15 protein-coding genes are annotated in these 18,528 nt (G+C 73.1%); 8 read left to right on the plus strand and 7 right to left on the minus strand.

The window, feature by feature from the left end:
* Position 1: 1 nt before the first annotated feature.
* A complete protein-coding gene (locus tag ACIA6A_RS40440; RefSeq protein WP_396103455.1) occupies positions 2-895 on the minus strand; it encodes a 2-deoxy-5-keto-D-gluconate 6-phosphate aldolase domain-containing protein in 894 nt (297 codons plus the stop codon).
* Positions 896-988: 93 nt separating this feature from the next.
* Here ACIA6A_RS40440 and ACIA6A_RS40445 point away from each other — a divergent pair, with 93 nt between their 5' ends.
* Positions 989-1,888, plus strand: a complete 900-nt coding sequence (locus ACIA6A_RS40445; RefSeq protein WP_396103456.1) for a GNAT family N-acetyltransferase — start codon at positions 989-991, stop codon at positions 1,886-1,888.
* On the opposite strand, the gene ACIA6A_RS40450 is transcribed toward ACIA6A_RS40445, so the two are convergent.
* Together ACIA6A_RS40450 and ACIA6A_RS40455 are read right to left on the minus strand one after the other, a co-directional pair.
* Positions 1,869-4,487, minus strand: coding sequence for a putative bifunctional diguanylate cyclase/phosphodiesterase (locus ACIA6A_RS40450; RefSeq protein ID WP_396103457.1), 2,619 nt, complete (start codon positions 4,485-4,487; stop codon positions 1,869-1,871). The two genes, ACIA6A_RS40445 and ACIA6A_RS40450, sit on opposite strands and share 20 nt — an antisense overlap.
* A gap of 65 nt (positions 4,488-4,552) precedes the next feature.
* Positions 4,553-5,587: a gfo/Idh/MocA family oxidoreductase gene (locus ACIA6A_RS40455; RefSeq protein ID WP_396103458.1), complete on the minus strand. Its 1,035-nt coding sequence runs from the start codon at positions 5,585-5,587 to the stop codon at positions 4,553-4,555.
* 87 nt (positions 5,588-5,674) lie between these two features.
* On the opposite strand from ACIA6A_RS40455, the gene ACIA6A_RS40460 reads away from it, so the two are divergent.
* On the plus strand, positions 5,675-7,075 hold the full coding sequence (locus ACIA6A_RS40460) for an MFS transporter (protein ID WP_396103480.1): 1,401 nt from the start codon (positions 5,675-5,677) through the stop codon (positions 7,073-7,075).
* Between the two features lie 32 nt (positions 7,076-7,107).
* Here the strand turns inward: ACIA6A_RS40460 and ACIA6A_RS40465 are convergent, their stop codons facing one another.
* On the minus strand, positions 7,108-7,686 hold the full coding sequence (locus tag ACIA6A_RS40465; RefSeq protein ID WP_396103459.1) for a cadmium resistance transporter: 579 nt from the start codon (positions 7,684-7,686) through the stop codon (positions 7,108-7,110).
* Positions 7,687-7,706: 20 nt separating this feature from the next.
* Here ACIA6A_RS40465 and ACIA6A_RS40470 point away from each other — a divergent pair, with 20 nt between their 5' ends.
* Together ACIA6A_RS40470 and ACIA6A_RS40475 are read left to right on the plus strand one after the other, a co-directional pair.
* Positions 7,707-8,558 (plus strand): ATP-grasp domain-containing protein, encoded by an 852-nt coding sequence (locus ACIA6A_RS40470; RefSeq protein ID WP_396103460.1) that lies wholly within the window; start codon positions 7,707-7,709, stop codon positions 8,556-8,558.
* Positions 8,555-9,670: a hypothetical protein gene (locus ACIA6A_RS40475; protein WP_396103461.1), complete on the plus strand. Its 1,116-nt coding sequence runs from the start codon at positions 8,555-8,557 to the stop codon at positions 9,668-9,670. The genes ACIA6A_RS40470 and ACIA6A_RS40475 overlap by 4 nt, the downstream gene beginning before the upstream one ends.
* A 13-nt stretch (positions 9,671-9,683) precedes the next feature.
* Here ACIA6A_RS40475 and ACIA6A_RS40480 read toward each other — a convergent pair whose 3' ends face one another.
* On the minus strand, positions 9,684-10,856 hold the full coding sequence (locus ACIA6A_RS40480; protein ID WP_396103462.1) for an acyl-CoA dehydrogenase family protein: 1,173 nt from the start codon (positions 10,854-10,856) through the stop codon (positions 9,684-9,686).
* 177 nt (positions 10,857-11,033) lie between these two features.
* Between ACIA6A_RS40480 and ACIA6A_RS40485 the strand changes: the two genes are divergently transcribed.
* From ACIA6A_RS40485 to ACIA6A_RS40495, 3 genes are read left to right on the plus strand one after another with little or no spacing between them, the layout of a single operon-like run.
* Positions 11,034-12,059 carry a permease gene (locus ACIA6A_RS40485; protein ID WP_396103463.1) on the plus strand — a complete coding sequence of 342 codons (1,026 nt, stop codon included), beginning with the start codon at positions 11,034-11,036 and terminating at the stop codon, positions 12,057-12,059.
* Positions 12,056-12,808, plus strand: coding sequence for a TIGR03943 family putative permease subunit (locus ACIA6A_RS40490; RefSeq protein ID WP_396103464.1), 753 nt, complete (start codon positions 12,056-12,058; stop codon positions 12,806-12,808). The genes ACIA6A_RS40485 and ACIA6A_RS40490 overlap by 4 nt, the downstream gene beginning before the upstream one ends.
* Positions 12,805-13,986: a hypothetical protein gene (locus tag ACIA6A_RS40495; RefSeq protein ID WP_396103465.1), complete on the plus strand. Its 1,182-nt coding sequence runs from the start codon at positions 12,805-12,807 to the stop codon at positions 13,984-13,986. The genes ACIA6A_RS40490 and ACIA6A_RS40495 overlap by 4 nt, the downstream gene beginning before the upstream one ends.
* Here ACIA6A_RS40495 and ACIA6A_RS40500 read toward each other — a convergent pair whose 3' ends face one another.
* Positions 13,987-14,853 (minus strand): LysR family transcriptional regulator, encoded by an 867-nt coding sequence (locus ACIA6A_RS40500; protein ID WP_396103466.1) that lies wholly within the window; start codon positions 14,851-14,853, stop codon positions 13,987-13,989. It lies immediately after the preceding gene.
* A 96-nt stretch (positions 14,854-14,949) separates the two neighbouring features.
* Between ACIA6A_RS40500 and ACIA6A_RS40505 the strand changes: the two genes are divergently transcribed.
* Complete coding sequence (locus ACIA6A_RS40505; protein ID WP_396103467.1) at positions 14,950-16,308, plus strand: MFS transporter; 1,359 nt, start codon at positions 14,950-14,952, stop codon at positions 16,306-16,308.
* A gap of 124 nt (positions 16,309-16,432) precedes the next feature.
* On the opposite strand, the gene ACIA6A_RS40510 is transcribed toward ACIA6A_RS40505, so the two are convergent.
* Positions 16,433-18,496 (minus strand): PhoX family protein, encoded by a 2,064-nt coding sequence (locus ACIA6A_RS40510; protein ID WP_396103468.1) that lies wholly within the window; start codon positions 18,494-18,496, stop codon positions 16,433-16,435.
* Positions 18,497-18,528: the final 32 nt, after the last annotated feature.

The following is an 18,528-nucleotide window of genomic DNA, read 5'->3' on the forward strand; positions in this document are numbered from 1 at the left end:
CTCAGGGCCTCCAGTGGGCCACGCAATCCAGATAGCGGTCGGCGATCGCCGTGCGGGCCCGCGCGTCGTCGTGGTGCTCGTTGTGCTCGCGCACGACGTCCTGCCAGATGCTGCGGCCGATCGCGAACCCGACGAACTCCGGGACCTGGCTCGCCACCTCCAGCCAGTGGTGCAGGCGCTCCCGCGGCGCGTCGCGGCCCAGCACGATCAGATCGGCGTCACCCTTGGCGGCCTGCGCGGCGACCTGCCGGGCCGCGTCCACCGTCTCGAGCCCCTCGACCTTCCACAGCGCCGGCGCGACACCGTGCTCCTGGTTGTCGGCGATCACCCGGGTGACGAGGTCCGGACGGACATCACGGTCATAGGTGTCCGGGTCCAGGGCCGCCTGCTCCCCGACGGCGGGCACGAGCAGTTCGTACAGCAGGGGGATCTTCATCTCCCGCAACCGGTCGCTGACGTCGGTGAGCAGGTCGAACTGCTGTTCCCGGCGCCCGCGCTCCAGGCCCGGGTTGTCGCGGATGAGGATCTTCGCGTAGTCGGGTCGCAGGTCCTCGACGTGCTCCGGCCACTGCACCCCGTGCAGCGGGCTGAACCACTCCTGCCCGCTGGCCTCCAACGGCACGGCGAGCATGATCCCGCCGGCGCCGGCCCGCACCTCGTCGACGACCGCCTGGCCGTACTCCTCGTCGACGAGCACACCGGCGCGCCCGGCGCTGAGCCGCGGCACGGCCTCGCGCAGACCGTCGAAGATCAGCTTCTTGGCGGCCTGCATGGCCGTCCTGCGCTCCGCGTCCGGATCGTCGTCCTGGACCGCGAACAACTTCTTGCCGAACGAGTCCCGGTGATCCATCGCGAGGATCAACAGCGGGTCGTCGTGCCGGGGTTCCCACGTCATGATCACGGTGTGCCCCGCGCCCGCGCCGGATAAAGCGTGCCCGGGCCGGATAAAGCGACTCGTACGTCACATCGTCCTCTGTAGAGTCGCGCGGTGACCTACCGCACCCGTCCCGCGACCGTCGCCGACATCCCCGCGATCCAGGCCCTGGTGGGCGCGTGCGAGCGGGAGCTGACCGGCGCCGCGGTCACCGACGCCGACCGGATCGCCGCCGACCTGGCGCGGCCCGGCATGGATCCGGCGACCGATTCGCGGCTGGCGTTCGACGACACCGGCGAGCTGGCCGCCTGGGCCTGGGTGGACCGGCGTTCCGAGGCGGCCGTGCACCCCGCGCACCGGGGCCGGGGCCTGGGCGGGGAACTCCTGCGATGGATCGAGACGCGGGCCCGGGAGGCGGGCACCCCGCAGGTGGTCCAGGCCGTGCCGGACGCGGACGTCGCGGCGGGACGACTGCTCCGGGCCCGGGGGTACGACGTGCTGGTCACGTCCTGGGAGCTGGCGATCGCCATGCCGGTCGAACCGGTGCCGCCCGCGCCGCCCACCGGGATCACCGTGCGGTCGTTCCGGGCCGGGGACGCGCACGCCGCGCACCGGATGCTCGAGGACGCGTTCGACGAGTGGCAACCGCGCCGGCACGCGTACGGGGAATGGGCCGCCCTGACCGTCGACCGCGCGAGTTTCGCCCCGGGGCTGTCGCCGGTCGCGTTCGCCGGGGACCGGATGGTCGGCGCGGTGCTGTCGCTGGACGACCCGGCCCGCGCCGACGGGTACATCGAGCGGGTCGGCGTGCACCGTGACCACCGCAACCAGGGGATCGCCCGGCTGTTGCTGCGCCGGGCGTTCCGGGACTTCCACCGGGCCGGCCGGCGCTCGTGCACGCTGTGGACGCACTCGGACACCGGCGCGCTTCCGCTGTACCAGCGGGTGGGGATGAGCGTGCGGCACAGCTCGACGGTCTACCGCAAGGCGCTGCTCACGCCGGCACCCCGATGATGACCCCGGTGATGGCCGGCACGTCCGCGGGCCACAGCGGCCTCGAGAACAGGTAGCCCTGGCCGTACGGGCAGCCCATCCGGGCCAGCATGGAGCGCTGCCCGGCGTCCTCGATGCCCTCGGCGACCACGGTCAGGTCGAGGTTGCGGGCCAGCGTGACGATCGCGTTGACCAGGGCACGCTGCTGCTTGCTGGCCAGGATGTCGTCGATGAACGACTTGTCGATCTTGAGGACGTCCACCGGCATCTGACGCAGGTAGCTCAGCGACGAGTAGCCCGTACCGAAATCGTCGATCGCGATCCGCACGCCGAGCGCGCGCAGCTCCTCCAGATCGGCCCACACCTGTTCGGCGTCGCGCAGGACCAGGCTCTCGGTGATCTCCAGCAGCAGCCATTCCGGGCGGGCGCCGGCCGCGGCCAGCGCCGCGCGGACCCGGTCGACGAAGCCGGGCTGACGGAACTGCCGCGCCGAGACGTTCACACTCACGTAGCGCAACGGCAGCGCCTGCTCCGCCTCGTGATGCCATTGGGCGAACTGGCGCAACGACTCCCGCAGCACCCACTCACCGATGCCGGCGATCGCGCCGTTCTCCTCGGCCAGCTCGATGAAATGGTACGGACTGAGCAGCCCCCGCTCGGGATGCTGCCACCGCACGAGCGCCTCCACGCCGACCACGATCTGCGTGCGCACGTCCACGATCGGCTGGTACTGCAGCACGAACTGCTCCGCGTCGACCGCCTCGTGCAACGCGGTGCGCAGGGCCAGCCGTTCCACCATGGCCGCGTGCAGGTCGGCCCGGTACCGCTGCCACGTGCCCTTGCCGACGCCCTTGGCGAGATAGAGCGCCAGGTCGGCGTGGCGCAGCAGCTCGGTCGGGCTCTTGGCATCCTGGCTGGTCGCGACGCCGACACTGGCCGCGCCGCTGACCACATGGGTGCCGCCGAAGCCGTCGCTGAGCTCGACCGGCAGCGCCAGCGCCTCGACGATCCGCGCGGCGACCTGCTCCGGGTCGGCGTCCTGGGGGTCCGCGGCCGAGATCAGGATGGCGAACTCGTCGCCGCCCATCCGGGCCGCGGTGTTGCGCACCCCGATGATCTGGGTGATGCGCTGCCCCACGGCGATCAGCAGCTGGTCGCCGATCGCGTGCCCGAGCGTGTCGTTGACCTCCTTGAAGTCGTCGAGGTCGATGAACAGCACACCGAGCTCGTGCCCGGCCAGCGCGGCGACCGCGTACGCGTGGTCGAGGCGGTTGCGGAACAGCACCCGGTTGGCCAGGCCGGTCAGGTGGTCGTGGAACGCCTGGTGGGCGAGGTCGTTCTCCAGGCGGCGGCGTTCGGTGACGTCCCGCACGGTCAGCACCAGCCCGCGTACGGTCGGATCGGCCCGCAGGTCCCGGGTGGCGCACTCGACCTGCAGCAGCCGGCGGTCGGCGGTGACCGCGGTGAGGTCGAGCCCGTCGGTGTCGTCGTGACCGGCCCGGGCCACCACCAGCGCGTCCCGCAGCGCGTCGTGGTGGGTGTCGGCGATGATCCCGCTGAGCGGCGACCCGGCCAGGTCGGGATACCCGAGCACGGTGGTGGCCGACGGGCTCGCGTACCGGACGGTGTCGTCGTCGTCCACGATCAGGATCACGTCGGACGTGCTGAGGATCAGGGTCCGGAAGTAGGCCTCGCTGTCGCGCCGGCTGATCTCCGACGCGAGCGTGATCCGGTCCGTGAGCAGACCCCCGACCCGGGCCATGACCAGCATGAACATCACCGCCGACCCGGCCGCGATCACCGGCGCGTCGACGATCGCCCCGTTCAGGTGCTCGGCGAGCAGCACCGCCGGGGCGACCAGCGCGGCCAGGGTCAGCAGCACCAGCCGCCGCCCGCCGGCCGGCACCGCGGCGGTCTCCCGCACGGTGTCCCCGGTGAGCGCGGTCATCGAGGGATGCAGCGCGGCGAGCCCGGCCCCGGCGTAGAACACGATCCAGCCGAGGTCGATCGGGCCGCCGACGGCCCAGTCGCTGTCGAGCCGGGCCATGCCGTACACGACGTCGGAGGCGAGCAGGCCGAGCAGGCTCAGCGCCAGCAGTTGCAGCGCGCCCGGCTTGCGCCCGGGCAGCGCGAGCAGGCGCAGCAGGAAGGACAGGGCCAGGACATCACCCAGTGGGTACGCGACGGAGACGAGCTTCTCGAGCAGCGTCAGATCGGCGTCGCGGGTGTACGGGGCGATCAGGTAGACCCACGAGAGCAGGCCGAGGCTGACCGTGGGCACCAGCGCGTCGAGCAGCGCGGCCCGGTTGCGCGCGCCGGACCGGGACCGGATGAACAGCACCAGCCCGCCGGTCAGCAGCGGGTAGACCAGCAGGTACAGCACGTCCGACCAGTCCGGGAACGGCGGGGTCAGCCCGGCCGCGGTCTTCACGTAATACACCGTGTCCCCGGCGACGAACAGGACCAGCGAGGCCGAGACGAGATACCACGGCAGCCGCCGGGCGGGCCGGTGGACGCGGACGCCCACCACGATCGCCGCGGCGGCGCCCAGCCCGATCGCACCCCACGAGAACACGTGGGAACCCGGCCACGCGTAGTAGACGGCGGTCAGAACCGCCATCCCCGCAAGATAGCACGCCGTTATCACGCAAATACTATCGGCAACACTGCGACGACGGTGAGGCGTTATGCCCAGTTTTCGACCGCCGTGGTCACCGACCGGTCCGTGACCGCGGATTCATCGATCGCCAGCGCGATCAGGTGGTCCTGCGCCCCGTCCGCGAGCGGGTACGGTGCCGGTCCCTCCCCCCGCACCCAGGTGGCGGTGGCGTCGAGCAGCGTCGCGATCGCGATCTCCTCGTCGCTCCAGCGCCGGCCCGGATACGGGTTGCGGTACAGCACGTCACCACCGAGCGTGATCGTGTCCGTGTCGAAACCGTCCAGATCCAGGTCGTAGCCGGTCTGCCGGCGGACCAGCGGCGAGCGCACCACCGTACGCGGCTCGGTCAGCCGCACCACCTCGTCGTCGCGCAGCTCCCCATGGCTGCCCCGCACCAGCAGCCGGCGGAACCGCAGCTGGTTGTGCCACTGGTTGTCGGTGAAGTCGTACAGCCCGGACAACCCGGCGCCGAAATCCAGGGTGGCGAGCGTGGTGGTCGCCGGGTGCGGCTCGGCATCGTCGGTCCAGCCGTCGCGGGTCAACGGGTTCACCAGCGGCGCGGTGGTCCGCGTGGAACGCACCGTGACCGGCCCCCGGCCCGCCCCGAGCAGCCCCCGGATCATCGCGACCGCGTGGTACATGTGCGTCGACGAGACCTGGACCTGCGACGGCGCCCCGATCAGGCCCCGCCGCACCGCCGCGGCCCGGGCGGCGTGCGCCGGCATCAGCAGATACTGCTCGGCGACCTGCACCAGCCCGGACTCCCCGACGGCGGCCCACAGCTCCCGCAGCGCGGCGGCATCCTTCGCGGGCGGCGTCTCGGCGAGCACCGGCAGCCCCCGCTCCACGGCCTCGGTGATCACCCCCGGATTGGCCTCCCACGACACCGCGGTGACCACAAAATCGGCCTCGACCTCGGCCAGACTCGCGAACGCCGGCACGGCCAGCCGCCGGGGCGTGCGCACGACCGCCCCCACACAGTCGACCCCGTCCAAGCCCTCAGCGATCCGCCAGAACATCTCCGCGCGCCACCCGGCGCCCACCGTCACGAACGAAGTCACCGCCGAACCCTACGCCGGTGCCCACGGTCACGGTTTCCGGCGCGGTGGGCGGGGCATCCCCGGCCGGTGACCAACCGTTGGAAGGCGATGACCGTCGCCCTGGTAGCCGGCTTCATGACGCTGCTCGACGTGAGCATCGTCAACGTCGCCCTCCCCTCGATCCGCGACGACCTCGGCCTGAGCGCCGGTGGCCTGCAGTGGGTGCTGTCCGGGTACGCCCTCACGTTCGGGCTGCTGCTCGTGCCCGCCGGCCGGTTCGGGGACGCGCGCGGGCGGCGTACCGTGTTCGTGGCCGGTCTTGCGGTCTTCGTCCTGGCCAGCGCCGCCGCCGGGTTCGCCACCAGCGCGCTGTGGCTGATCGTCGCCCGGCTCGTGCAGGGCGCCGCCGCCGGTGTGGTCAATCCTCAGGTCTCCGGTCTGGTCCAGGAGCTGTTCGAGCCCCGCGAACGCGGCCGCCCGTTCGGCCTGCTCGGCGCCACCATCGGCATCTCCACCGCGGTCGGACCGCTGCTCGGCGGCCTGCTCATCCAACTCCTCGGCGCGTCGGCGGGCTGGCGGTGGATCTTCTTCATCAACATCCCGATCGGCCTCGCCGCGATCGCCCTCGGTCACCGCTGGATCCCCACCCGCGCCCCCGGCGAACGCTCGCACGACAGCCTCGACCCGGTCGGTGTGGGACTGCTCGGCACCGGTGTCCTGCTGCTGCTGCTCCCCCTCGTGCAGGAGCGCGAATGGCAGGGCCCGGCGAAATGGTTGCTCACCGTCGCCGCGATCATGGTCCTGGCCGGATTCGCGGCCTGGGAGCGCCGTTTCGCCCGCCGCGGCGGCACCCCGGTGATCGACCTCGGGCTCTTCGGACTCCGCTCGTACGGCGTGGGCGCGCTGACCGGGCTGCTGTACTTCGCCGGCTTCACCACCATCTTCTTCATCTACACGCTGTACCTGCAGAGCGGCCTGCACTACAGCGCCCTGGTCGCCGGCGTGGCCCTGACCCCGTTCGCGATCGGCTCGGCGGCCGCCGCGGCGCTCGGCGGGCGGGTCGTCAACCGTTACGGCCAGCCCCTCATCGTCACCGGCCTGACCCTGGTCACCGTCGGCCTGGTCGCCACCCTGGTCGCCCTGCACTTCGTCCCCGGCCAGGGCGCGGGCTGGGCGGCGGCGCTCCCGCTGCTGGTCGCGGGCATCGGCAGCGGCCTGGTGATCAGCCCCAACCAGACCCTCACCCTCGCCGAGGTCCCGGTCGGCCGGGCCGGCAGCGCGGGAGCGGTCCTGCAGACCGGCCAGCGCATCGGCACGGCCCTGGGCATCGCGGTCGTCGGGGCGGTGTTCTTCAACCGGCTCGCGGTCAACGGCGGCAGCTGGTCACTGGCCTTCCGCACGGCCCTGCTCATCACCATCGGCTTCGTCCTGGCCGCCCTGGTGGCAGCCGTCGCCGACCTCCGAGCGACCCGGCACACGGACTCACCCGCCATGGCGGAAGCGCACTGACGGCCCAGCCTGCCGCGCTCAGCCTGCCCCGCTCAGAGGGCCTCGGCGAGGATGAGGAGGCCGACGGCGATCAGGACGACCGGGAGCGCGATATGGCCCCAGCGTGACAGCGCCCGGGCGATCACCGGCCGGGTCGCCAGGAACCAGCCGGCCGCGCACCACACCGCGGTCCCGGCGAGGAAGACCGCCGAGTAGACGGTCATGCCCCCGAGCCCCGCGACCGCGAACACCGGGACGTAGACACCGATGTTGTCGCCGCCGTTGGCGAACGTCACCGCGGCGACCCGCAGCACACCGGCCGTCGCCGGGGTCGCGTCCTCGTCGTCCCCGCCACGATCACGCCAGGCATCCCAGCCGGCCTTCAGTCCCAGGGCGAGCGGGACCAGCCCCAGGAACGGGATCACGGACCCGGGCAGCAGGCCGGCCCCGAGCGCACCGGCCACCGAGACGGCCAGGATCGCGGTGAGGCCCAGGTACTGCCCGGCGACCACCCGCCACGCCGCGGCCGGTTCTCCGCAAGCCCGGCCGAAGAACACCGCGAGGATCAGGAGATCGTCGATGTTCGTCACCACGAACATCGCGACGGCCTGCCCGAGCAACGACAATCCCATAGGCAGGTGATCATAGAGGGATGCTGCTGCTGGTCCCGGGTGACGCCCTGCGCCCCCGCCGCCCCGATGAACACTTCGCCGCCGAGGCGGCCGCGGCCCGTGAGGCCGGGCACGAGGTGGCGATCGTCGATCACGACGCCCTGGCCACGGACCGCGACCCTGCGGCCGCGGTCGCCCGGGTCCCGGCCGCCACGGACGCGGTCTACCGCGGCTGGATGCTCAGTAGTGCCCGGTACGCGGCGATGGCCACCGCTCTGGCCGCCCGGGACGTGACCTTGCGGACCGGGGCGGAAGAATACCGCCGCGCCCACGAGCTCCCGGGCTGGTATCCGGTCATGAGCCCGGTCACCCCGGCCACCGCCTGGGCCGAGGGCGACGACCGTGCAGCCTTCGACCGAGCCGCCGCCGCTTTCACCTCAGCCTCCGGCCCCGCTGCCACCGTCCTGCGGGATTACACGAAGTCGGTGAAGCACTATTGGGCCGAGGCCGCGTACATTCCGGACATCCTGGACCGGGACGCCGCGTGGCGGGTCGCGAGCCGGATGCGGGAGCTGCGCGACGACGACTTCGCCGGGGGGTTCGTGCTGCGGCGCTTCGAGGATTTCGCCGGCGCGGAGGCGCGTACCTGGTGGGTCGGGGGTGAATGCCGGCTGGTGACCGCCCACCCGGACACCCCGGGCGAGCCGCCCGCGCCGGACCTGGACCTGACCGGCGTCGCGGCGCTGATCCCCCGGCTCGGGTTGCCGTTCGTGACCGCGGACCTGGTGCGCCACCGCGACGGCCGGTGGCGGGTGGTCGAGGTCGGCGACGGGCAGGTCAGCGACCGGCCCGCGAGCACACCCGCCGCGGACCTGATCGCGGTGCTCGGATGAGGGGCGAGCCGCTGTCGCTGACCGGGCCGGACAGCCACCGCCTCGTCCGCGAACCCGGGGCCGGCGGGCTGACCATCGGCCCGGGGGATGCGGTGCCCCGGCCGGACCTCGTGGTCGGTCCCGCGGACCGGATCGACTGGGCGGTCTTCGACCCGTTCACCGTGCCCGCCGGTTACCCCTGGCCGCGCGTGTTCCGCTACGACGGGGACGACACCGGATTCTTCGCGTGGTCGCGGCGGCGGCGCATCGAGTCGTTCAGCTGGCAGCCGCGCGCCGCCCATTACCTCGACGTGAGCTCGGCCCGCATCGACAACCTCGCCGTGACGGTGCACCGGGCACCCGTACACCTCGTGGTCGCGGAGAACCAGCGCCACCTCGCGTTCGCGGGTGATCTCAGCCTGCTCAGCGTCGACCTCGCCGACGGCGCCGGCTGTCCCACCCTGGGCTTCCTGCCCGCCACCACCGCCGCCCGCGACGCCGGGCCGGTGGGCCTGCCCCCGATGCCGGCGTTCGCGGGCGCCCGGTCGGTCGACGTGAAGGTGCGGCCGCTGCGCCAGCCGTTCGACTGCGCGTCGCTGGTGCAGTTTCCCGGGCTGCGGCACCTCGCCCTCGCCGGCAGCCTGACCGGGCTGCCCGCCCTGGCGGGGTTGCGGGAACTGACCAGCCTGCATCTGCGCTACTGCCCCGATCTGACGGAACTCCCCGAACTGGACACCTGGCCCGGCCTGACCGACGTCATCGCGTTCAATGTGGAGGAGACCACCGGGAAGCGCCTGCGCCGCTCCGGTCGCGCCCGGGTCTCCCAGCTGCGCAAACCCGCCTGGTTCAGCACCGGGTACGGCCTGCCCTTCTCGGCCTGGCCGGCGCGCACCGCCCGGGCCGCGACCACGGCGTACCGGGCGGCGGCCGGCACCGTGACCGCGGCCACCGCCCCCGGTGACGTCGAGCAGGCGGTCCGGGTGTTCGTCGCGGCGATCAACAAGCTGCCCGGCATCGAGACCACCGAACGCGAGGACGCCGCCGAGGCCGTCGCCCAGCTGACGGCCTCGACACCGCTCGGCGACCTGCGGGACGCCGCGGCCCGCTGGTTCGACACGGAACGCGACTTCTGAGGCCGGCCGGCGCTCAGAGCTGGCCGTGGCTCGGGGGCAGGACGTCACCCAGCTCGTACGCCGCGATGTGGTGGTATTTCCAGTCGAGCGGGTCGTGGACGCTGTGGGTACGGGCGTTGCGCCAGTGCCGGTCGAGGTCGTACTTGCTCGCGGTGGCGCTGGTGCCGCACATCTGGAACAGCTCCGAGGCCGTGTCGACCGCCACCTCGCTGCCGAACGCCTTCGCCGCCGCCACGGCCAGGGAACCCCGGGCCGCCTCCTGTGCCGAGGCGGGGACCAGCCCGATGCCGTCCAGGGTGCGGGCCGCGTCGGCGAGCAGTGACTCCGCCGCGCGGACCCGGGTCGCCACGCGGCCGTAGCGGTGGCGCACGTGGGGGTCGTCACCGGCCACCGACGCACCCGCGCGGACCGCCTCGGTGGACGGGCGGGCCTTGTCCCGCAGGTAGGCGCGGGCGTCACGCAGCGCCGCGCCGGCGATGCCCACCTCGATCGCGGCGTGCACCAGCTGGGCCCGGGCGCCGAGCTGCTGGGGCACCTCGTAGGCGTGCGCGTAGTCGATCACGTACGGCGCCGGGACGTCCTCGAACGTGGCCGTGCCGCTGATCGTGGCCCGCTGGCCCATCACGTCCCAGTCGGTGTCGACGGTGACGCCCGCCGCGTCGCGGGGCACGAACGCGAGCACCAGCCGGCCGGCGTCGTCGAGGGCGCTCACCGCGATCCAGGCCGAGGTCAGCGCGCCGGTGGTGTAGTACTTCCGGCCGGTGAGCCGGTCGCCGGTGAGCCGGGTGCGCAGGTCCTGGGCGTGCTTGCCGCCCCGCTCGGCGAGGGCGTTGCCGATGCGCCGGCCGGCGAGCACCTCGGCGAGGAGCCGGGTGCGGGTGTCCTTGTCGCCGTGCACGGCGAGGACGTCGACCAGCAGATAGTGCGCCTGCGGCACCTGCGCGACCGCCGGGTCGGTGGCGGCGATGACGCGGATCACCTCGGCCAGCGTCGACGGGCCGAGGCCGGGCCCGCCGTCCTGCCGGGGAACGGTGACGGCCAGCAGCCCGGAGGCGTCCAGCGTGGCAAGGGCGTCGGAGGGCACCGTGGCGGCACCGGCGCGGTCGCGCTCGATGACGCCGGGGGCCAGGGCGGCCGCGACCTCGTGGGCGGCGGCGACGGCGGCTTCATGGCTGTCGATGGTCACCGGCCGATCGTAGAAGGTTGCCGCCGACGCCGTCGCAGGCCTGTGGACAACCCTCTCACCGATGTCCATATGCGCAGCTCAGCATGCATGACATTCACCCCGTGGAGAGACGGCGGCCGACCCGACACCCGGTAGGGTGGGCCGCGGCCGAACCCCCACCGCGATCCGGAGTCTTCGTTGAGCGCAACCGACGAGATCGATGTCGCGCCGCCCGCCGATCCCTCGGCCGGGGCGGTGACACCCCCTGCCCCGCAGCGCCGGATCGGCTCCGTGGAGGTGCTGGCCGCCCTGCTGGTGCTGCTCGTCATCTTCCGCAACCCGCTGGCCTCGCTGATCTCCAGCCCCCGCCTGCAGACGTGGACCACGGTCTTCGTGTCCGTGCTCGTGCAGGCGGTGCCGTTCCTGGTCTTCGGCGTCATCCTGTCCGCGGTGATCGCGGTGTACGTGCCCCGCTCCTTCTGGGCCCGGGCGCTGCCGAGACACCCCGCCCTCGCCGTGCCGGCCGCCAGCCTGGCCGGGGTGATCCTGCCCGGCTGCGAGTGCGGCAGCGTGCCGATCGCCGGCTCCCTCATCCGGCGTGGTGTCACCCCGGCCGCCGCGCTGGCGTTCCTGCTGGCCGCCCCGGCGATCAATCCGATCGTGCTGACCGCGACCGCGGTGGCGTTCCCCGGCAACCCCGAGATGGTGGTCGCCCGCGGGGTCGCCAGCCTGATCGTCGCGATCGCCATGGGCTGGTTGTGGCTGCGGCTGGGCAAGGCCGAGTGGATCCGCCTCCCGCACCGCCCCGACCTCGACGGCATGAGCCGCGGTAACGCGTTCTGGTCGGCCGCCCGGCACGACGTCATGCACGCCGGCGGATTCCTCGTGCTCGGCGCCGCGGCCGCCGCGACCATCAACGTCGTCGTCCCGGAACGCTGGCTCACCAGCCTGGCGAGCAACCCCGTCCTGTCGGTGATCGCCCTCGCGATCCTGGCCGTGCTGCTCTCCATCTGCAGCGAGGCGGACGCGTTCGTGGCGGCGTCGCTGTCCCAGTTCTCGCTGACCTCACGCCTGGTGTTCCTGGTCGTCGGCCCGATGGTCGACCTCAAACTGATCAGCATGCAGACCGGCGTGTTCGGCCGCCGGTTCGCGGCCCGTTTCGCCCCGGCGACGTTCGTCGCGGCGGTCCTGACCGGCACGATCGTGGGAGTGGTGCTGCTGTGAACCGCCAGGCCCAAGCGGTGATCATGCTGCTGTTCGGCGGCGCGATCCTGCGCGCGAGCATCAGCGACCTCTACCTGCGCTACGTCAAGGAAGGCCTGCGGCCCTTCCTCATCGGCGCCGGCCTGCTGCTGGTCGCGGCCGCGGTCATGACCCTGTGGTACGAACTCCGCCCGCGCCGCGTCACGCGGAGCCCCGTTCAGCCCGATGCCGCGGACGACCACGGCGACGGCCACGGGCACGAGCACCACCACGAGCCCCGGGTGGGCTGGCTGCTGATCCTGCCCGTGCTCGGGCTGCTGCTGGTCTCGCCGCCGGCGCTGGGCTCGTTCGCGGCGGGGCAGGCCGGCAGCGTGCTGACCGCGCAGAGCTCCGACTCCGACTACGCGGCGCTGGAGCCCGGGGACCCGGTCGACGTCGCCCTGCTCGACTACGCGTCCCGGGCCGTCTTCGACGAGGGGCGCAGCCTCACCGGGCGCACCGTGCGGCTCACCGGCTTCGTCACGCCCGGCCCCGACGGTGAGCCGATGCTCGCCCGGATGGTGCTGTCCTGCTGCGCCGCCGACGGGCGCCCGATCAAGGTGGGCCTCGAGGGCGACGGCCCCGCGGGGGTCGCCGCCGACACCTGGGTCCAGATCGTCGGCACCTACTCCGAACGGGTCGGCAAGGACCCGGTCAACGACGCCGACGTGCCCTACCTCATGGTGACGAGCTGGCAGGAGATCACCGCACCGAAGCAGCAGTACGAATGAGCAACCCGAGCCGGTGGTCCCGGCCCCCGGGCGGACCCGGCGGCGACTGGGACCCGGACGACAGCGACAGCCCGGGCGCGGGCCCGCGCGGCGGGCCACGGACGCGGGGGCGGATCGGTGGGGTGGTCGCGCTGGTGGTCGCCCTGGTGGCCGGGGGCCTGCTCGTCGCGTACCCCCGCCAGGACGCGCCGACCGCGCCCGCCGGGAGGGCGGAGTTCGCGACGGCCTGGCCCGGCGCGCAGCGGGCCGAGATGTCCGGGAACGTGCCGGACGGGCCGATCTTCCATCCGGAGACGTTCCTCGACGCCCGGACCGCGGTCGGCACCGCCCCCAGCCCGGACGGGACCGCGGTGCGGCTGCTGATCCGCGAGGCCGGTGACAGCGCCGCTCCGCGGGAGGTGCGGCGGCGGGCACTGGCGACGAATCCCGAGTTCGGCGCCGTCACGGTGGCCGGGGACGAGATGGTGTGGACCGAGTCGGCGGACGGCGAGAAGGTGTCGATCTGGGCCGCGACGACGGCCGGGGAATCGGTACGGCGGCTCACCACGGACACCGGCGGCGCGGTCTTCGCCGGGTCGCAGTGGGACCTCGTGGTCGCCGACGGCACGGTGTGGTGGGTGGCCGCCGAGTCCTCCGAGCTCACCCAGGTGCGGTCGGTGTCGCTGGGCGGCGGGCCGGTGACCGTACGCGATGAGCCCGGCGCCTGGGCCCTGACCTCGTGGCCGTGGCTGACCGACGGCACCGGTGACCGGACCGGCACCGGGGTCCTGCGGGCGCTGGACTCCAACCGGGAGGTGCGGGTCCCGACGACCGGCACCGAGCTCGTCAGCTGCAGTCCCGCCTGGTGCCGGGTGATGGTGCTGACCTCGGACGGCCTGGCCCGGATCGACGCCATGCACCCCGACGGCACCGCCCGCCGGCGGATCGCGGGCAGCGGGGCGCGGGCCGGCATCTACGACGTGGCGGTGCTGGACCGCTTCGAGGTGCTGTCGGAGCCCGGCCCGGACTCCGACCTGACCGGCACCGAGGGCCTGGTGGTCTACGACCTCGCCGCGGACCGGACCGTCGGGATCAGCACCGCGGCCGAGGGCGCGTTCAGCCGCAACGGGGTGCTGTGGTGGGCGACCGGCGACCAGGATTCACTGCGCTGGCACACCCTGGACCTGCGCACGGTCTGATCAGGCGGCGAATCGCGCGCGCAGCACGTCCTGGAACGCGGTGAGCGTCGGGTTCGTGGCGTCACGGACCCGCCAGGTCATCGTCAGCGCCGTGCTCAGCTCCGTGTCCTCGCACGTCACGACCGCGACCTCGCCCCGGGCGGCCTGGGCGTGGACCGCGACGAGCGGCAACAGCGCGCAGCCCATGCCGGCGGCCACGCAGGCCCCGAGAGCGGCGATGCTCGACACCTCCGCGACCGGTGCGGGCGCCCCGAACGTGCCGTCGAGCATCTCCCGGAAACCGCAGCCCCGTTCCGTGGCCAGGAACTGCTCGCCGGCGAGATCCTCGAGCGGGGCCCGGCCCCGGGTCGCCAGCCGGTGCGCCGGCGGGACGATCACGACCAGCGGCTGCGTGGCCAGGACCTCCGAGCGCAGGGCCGCGGTGGCCGGCGGATCGCCGAACGTCAGGCACAGATCCAGATCACCCCGGTGTACGGCCTGCTGGAGCCGCCCGCGGTTGTCCTGCCGCAACCGGACGCTGACCCCCGGGTACGCGGCCCGGTGGTCGGCGAGCGCCGCCGGCAGCAACCACACACCGACCGTCTCCAGCGCCCCCACCACCAGCTCCGCGTCGGGCCGGGCGACCGCGCACCGGGCCTCCTCGGCGAGCGTGAGGATGCGTTCCGCGTACCCGGCGAGCGTCACGCCCCGCGCGGTCAGCCGCAGTCCCCGCCGGGACCGGTCGAGCAGATCGACCTCCAGCTCGCGTTCCAGCGCCTGGATCTGGTCGCTGACGCTGGACTGCGCATAGTGCAACTCTTTCGCCGCCCGGGTGATGCTGAGCGTACGGGCGACCGTCTCGAACGTCCGTAGATTGCGCAGTTCCACAGCGGACTCCCCCATCGGCTGAGCCGATGATAGCCAGCGGTTCCTCCGGGGTTCCGATTCCCCGTTCCGCCCCGCCGCCCGGCTTGAATATCGGACGTGACACTTCTCGCCGGGCTGTCGCTCGGATATTTCATGGTTCTGCTGGATCTGACGATCGTCTCCGTCGCGCTGCCCTCGATCGCCGGGAGTCTGCACACCGGGCTGAGCGGCCTGCAGTGGGTGACCAACGGCTACACCGTGACGTTCGCGGCGCTGCTGCTCACCGCCGGCTGGCTCGCGGACCGGTTCGGGGCCAGGCGGATCTTCCTGTACGGGCTGACCGCGTTCGGGATCCTCTCCGGCCTCTGCGCGGTCGCCACCGGTGTGGAGATGCTGGTGGGGCTCCGGTTGGCACTCGGCGCCGCCGGGGCGATGCTGCTGCCGTCCTCGCTCGCGGTGATCACCCACGTGCACCGGGAACCCGCGGCCCGGGCCCGGGCGGTGGGCATGTGGGCGGCGATCACGGGTGCGGCGCTGGCAGCCGGCCCGGTGGTCGGGGGTGCGCTGACCGAGCTGGCCGGTTGGCGGGCGATCTTCCTGGTCAACGTGCCGCTGGCGGTGGCCGGCCTGGTCGTGACGCTCCGGCTGGCACCGGAGACCGCCCGCACCCGGCGGGGCCGGCCGGACCTCGTCGGCCAGGTCAGCGCCGTCGTGGTCGTCGCCGCCCCGGTGTACGCGCTGATCGAAGGACCGGCCCGGGGCTGGACGACATCGGCGGTACTCGGCGCCGCCCTGCTCACGGCCGTCGCGGCGGTCGTCCTCGTCCGGGCCGGGCGCCGGGCCGGTGCCGGGGCGATGCTGCCACCGGACCTGTTCCGCGACCGCGGGGTCCCGGCCGCGCTGGTGGCCGGGCTGCTCGCCAATTTCGCGCTGTCCGGGCTGCTGTTCGTGCTGGCACTGTACTTTCAGGACGTCCGCGGCTACTCCCCCTGGACCGCGGGACTCGCGTTCCTCCCGCTGACGGTCCCCACCGCGGTGAACCCGATCGTCACCGGCCGCTGGGTCGCCCGGATCGGCCCCCGGCGACCGGCGATGACCGGGTTCGTCCTCATGGCCACCGGCGCGCTGGTGCTGACACCGCTGACCGCCGCGACGACCACGGCCGGTCTCCTGGTGTTCGGCTGCGGCATCTCCCTGACGCTGCCCGCCCTGGTCGCCGGGGTGGCCGGCACGGTCCCGCCCACGCTGGCGGGAATCGGAGCGGGCGCCCTCAACGCGTCCCGCCAGACCGGAGCGGCACTCGGCGTGGCGATCCTGGGCGCGGTGGCCGGTGCGGGTGGAGCGGCCGGGGCCCCGACGGCCGGGACCTCCGGCACCCGCACCGCGCTCCTGCTGACGGCAACCGTTCTGCTGGCCGGCGCCGCCGTCGTGGCCCTGGGCTCCCGGAGCCGCCACCCCGCCGTGAGCACCCGGTAACGGCCCCCTCAGCAGAACGAACGTTCTTTCTCGCGGGCGAGGCCGGCGAGGTTGGGGCACGCCCGGCAGAACGGGCATGGCACGCCGGTGAGGACCGGCGTGCCATGCGCGGGTGGTGCTCGGGTCAGGCTCCGATCGGGCGGCCGTCGAGGCGCCAGGTGACGACCACGGACGGTTTGGCGAAGTCGCCGTCGGGCCAGGTGGAGGCCGGGTTCTCGATGGTCGCTCCGGTGATCTCGCCGGGGTGCTGGACCGCGGTGAAGACCGAGCGGTCGTCGGTGGTCACGAACGGGCCGCACGTCTCGGCACCCAGCGGGACCGTCAGGAACTGCTTGAGATGACCGCGCGACGGGCCCTCGATCGGCGTCGCGAACAGGCCGTCATTGCTGCCCAGCGCGTTGCCGTCGGTGGAGATCCAGAGGTTGCCGGCGCTGTCGAACGCTACGTTGTCCGGGCAGGAGATCGCCGAGACCTGGGACTTGTCGTAGCCGGCGAAGTACGTCGACGGGTCGGCCGGGTCGCCGCAGACGATGGGCAGGGACCACGTGAACGTGGTACCCGTGTGGTCGTTCTTCGTCTCGACCAGCTCGAAGATGTGGCCGTGCTTGTTGGCCGGGCGCGGGTTGGCCTCGTCGACGCCCGGGTTGGTGCCCACCGCGCGGTTGGTGTTGTTGGTCATGGCCGCGTAGATCTTGCCGGTGACCGGGCTGGGCTGCACGTCCTCGGGGCGGTCCATCTTGGTGGCCAGGACCGCGTCGCCGGCGAGGCGGGTGAACGTGAGAACCTCGGCGGCGGTCATGCCGGGCACGAACGAGCGGTCCCCGGACACCAGTTTGATCCAGACGCCGGTGCCGTCGAACGCGCCGTCGGACGGGAGTTTGCCGCTGCCGTCGATCTCCGCGGCCGGGCTGTCGCCGGTGACCTTCGCGACGTACAGCGTGCCCGACTCCAGCAGCGTCAGGTTGTGCCGGCGGTCGCCCGCGATGTAGCGCTTGTCCGAGACGAACTTGTACAGGTAGTCGAAGCGTTCGTCGTCCCCCATGTACGCGACGACGTGCCCGCTCTTGCTGACGATGACGTTGGCGCCCTCGTGCTTGAGGCGGCCGAGCGCGGTGTGCTTGCGGGGACGCGAGGTCGCGTCGGTGGGGTCGACCTCGACCACCCAGCCGAAGCGGTGCGCCTCGTTGGGGTGCTTGGCCAGGTCGAAGCGCTCCTGGGCGCGTTCCCAGCGCCGCGAGCCGCTCGGGACGCGGGCGGTCGTGGAGATGCCGTAGCGGGCGAGCCGGGGCTTGAGGGCCTCGGGGGCCTGGTCGCCGCCGACGAAGTACTGGTTGAAGTTCTCCTCGCCGGACAGCACCGTGCCCCACGGCGTGACGCCGCCCGAGCAGTTGTTGAGCGTGCCGATCGGGGTGGTGCCCCGGGGGTCGGCGGCGGTGCGCAGCCAGGTCGATCCGGCGGCCGGACCGGTGAACGCGAACGGGGTCGCCAGCGCGGTGATGCGCCGGTTGTAGGGCAGGCGCTTGCCGGTGACCGGGCGCCACCGGCCCGTACCGCCGACGCGTTCGAGCTCGACCACCGACAGGCCGTGGGCGGCCATCGCGACCTCGATCTGCGCCACGGTCATGGCCTCGAGGGAGGTGAAGCCGGGGAACATCAGTTCCTCGTTGGTGTATTCGTGGTTGACCACCAGCAGCGCGCGGTTGCCGTGCGGGATCACCCCGACGAAGTCGTTGTTGTAGCCGAACTGGGCCGACTGCCGCTTCGCGCTCTGGTTGGCGACGTCCAGGCCGGGCGCGCCGGGCAGGATCGGGTCGCCCCAGCTCAGCACGACGGAGGAGTCATAACCGTTGGGTACGACCAGAGTGTCCAGTTTGTTCGGCGGGATCGGCTTGAACGTGAGCGCACCCGCCTTACCGTGGTGCCCACCCGCAGCAGGGGCGGGAGTGGCGGGGGCGGGAGTGGCGGCCGCAGCCGAGCCGAAACCGAGCACCAGCGCACCCGCCGCACCCGCGGTCGCGCCCATCACGCCACGGCGGCTGACGCCGGAGCGGACCACGTCGCCGAGGTAGTCGTTGCCCGAGGTGTTCGGCACCGGGTGGTCGCAGGCGTTGCCGCACCGGTACAGGCAGGTCATCGCGTCACGCGAGCTGTGGCCGAGCAGCGGAAGCAGGCGGGGTCGTTCGGTCATCGTGGACGCTCTCCTCGGGGGCCGGGCGGGAA

The organism is Actinoplanes sp. NPDC051494, assembly GCF_044454705.1.
Classification (GTDB): Bacteria; Actinomycetota; Actinomycetes; order Mycobacteriales; family Micromonosporaceae; genus Actinoplanes.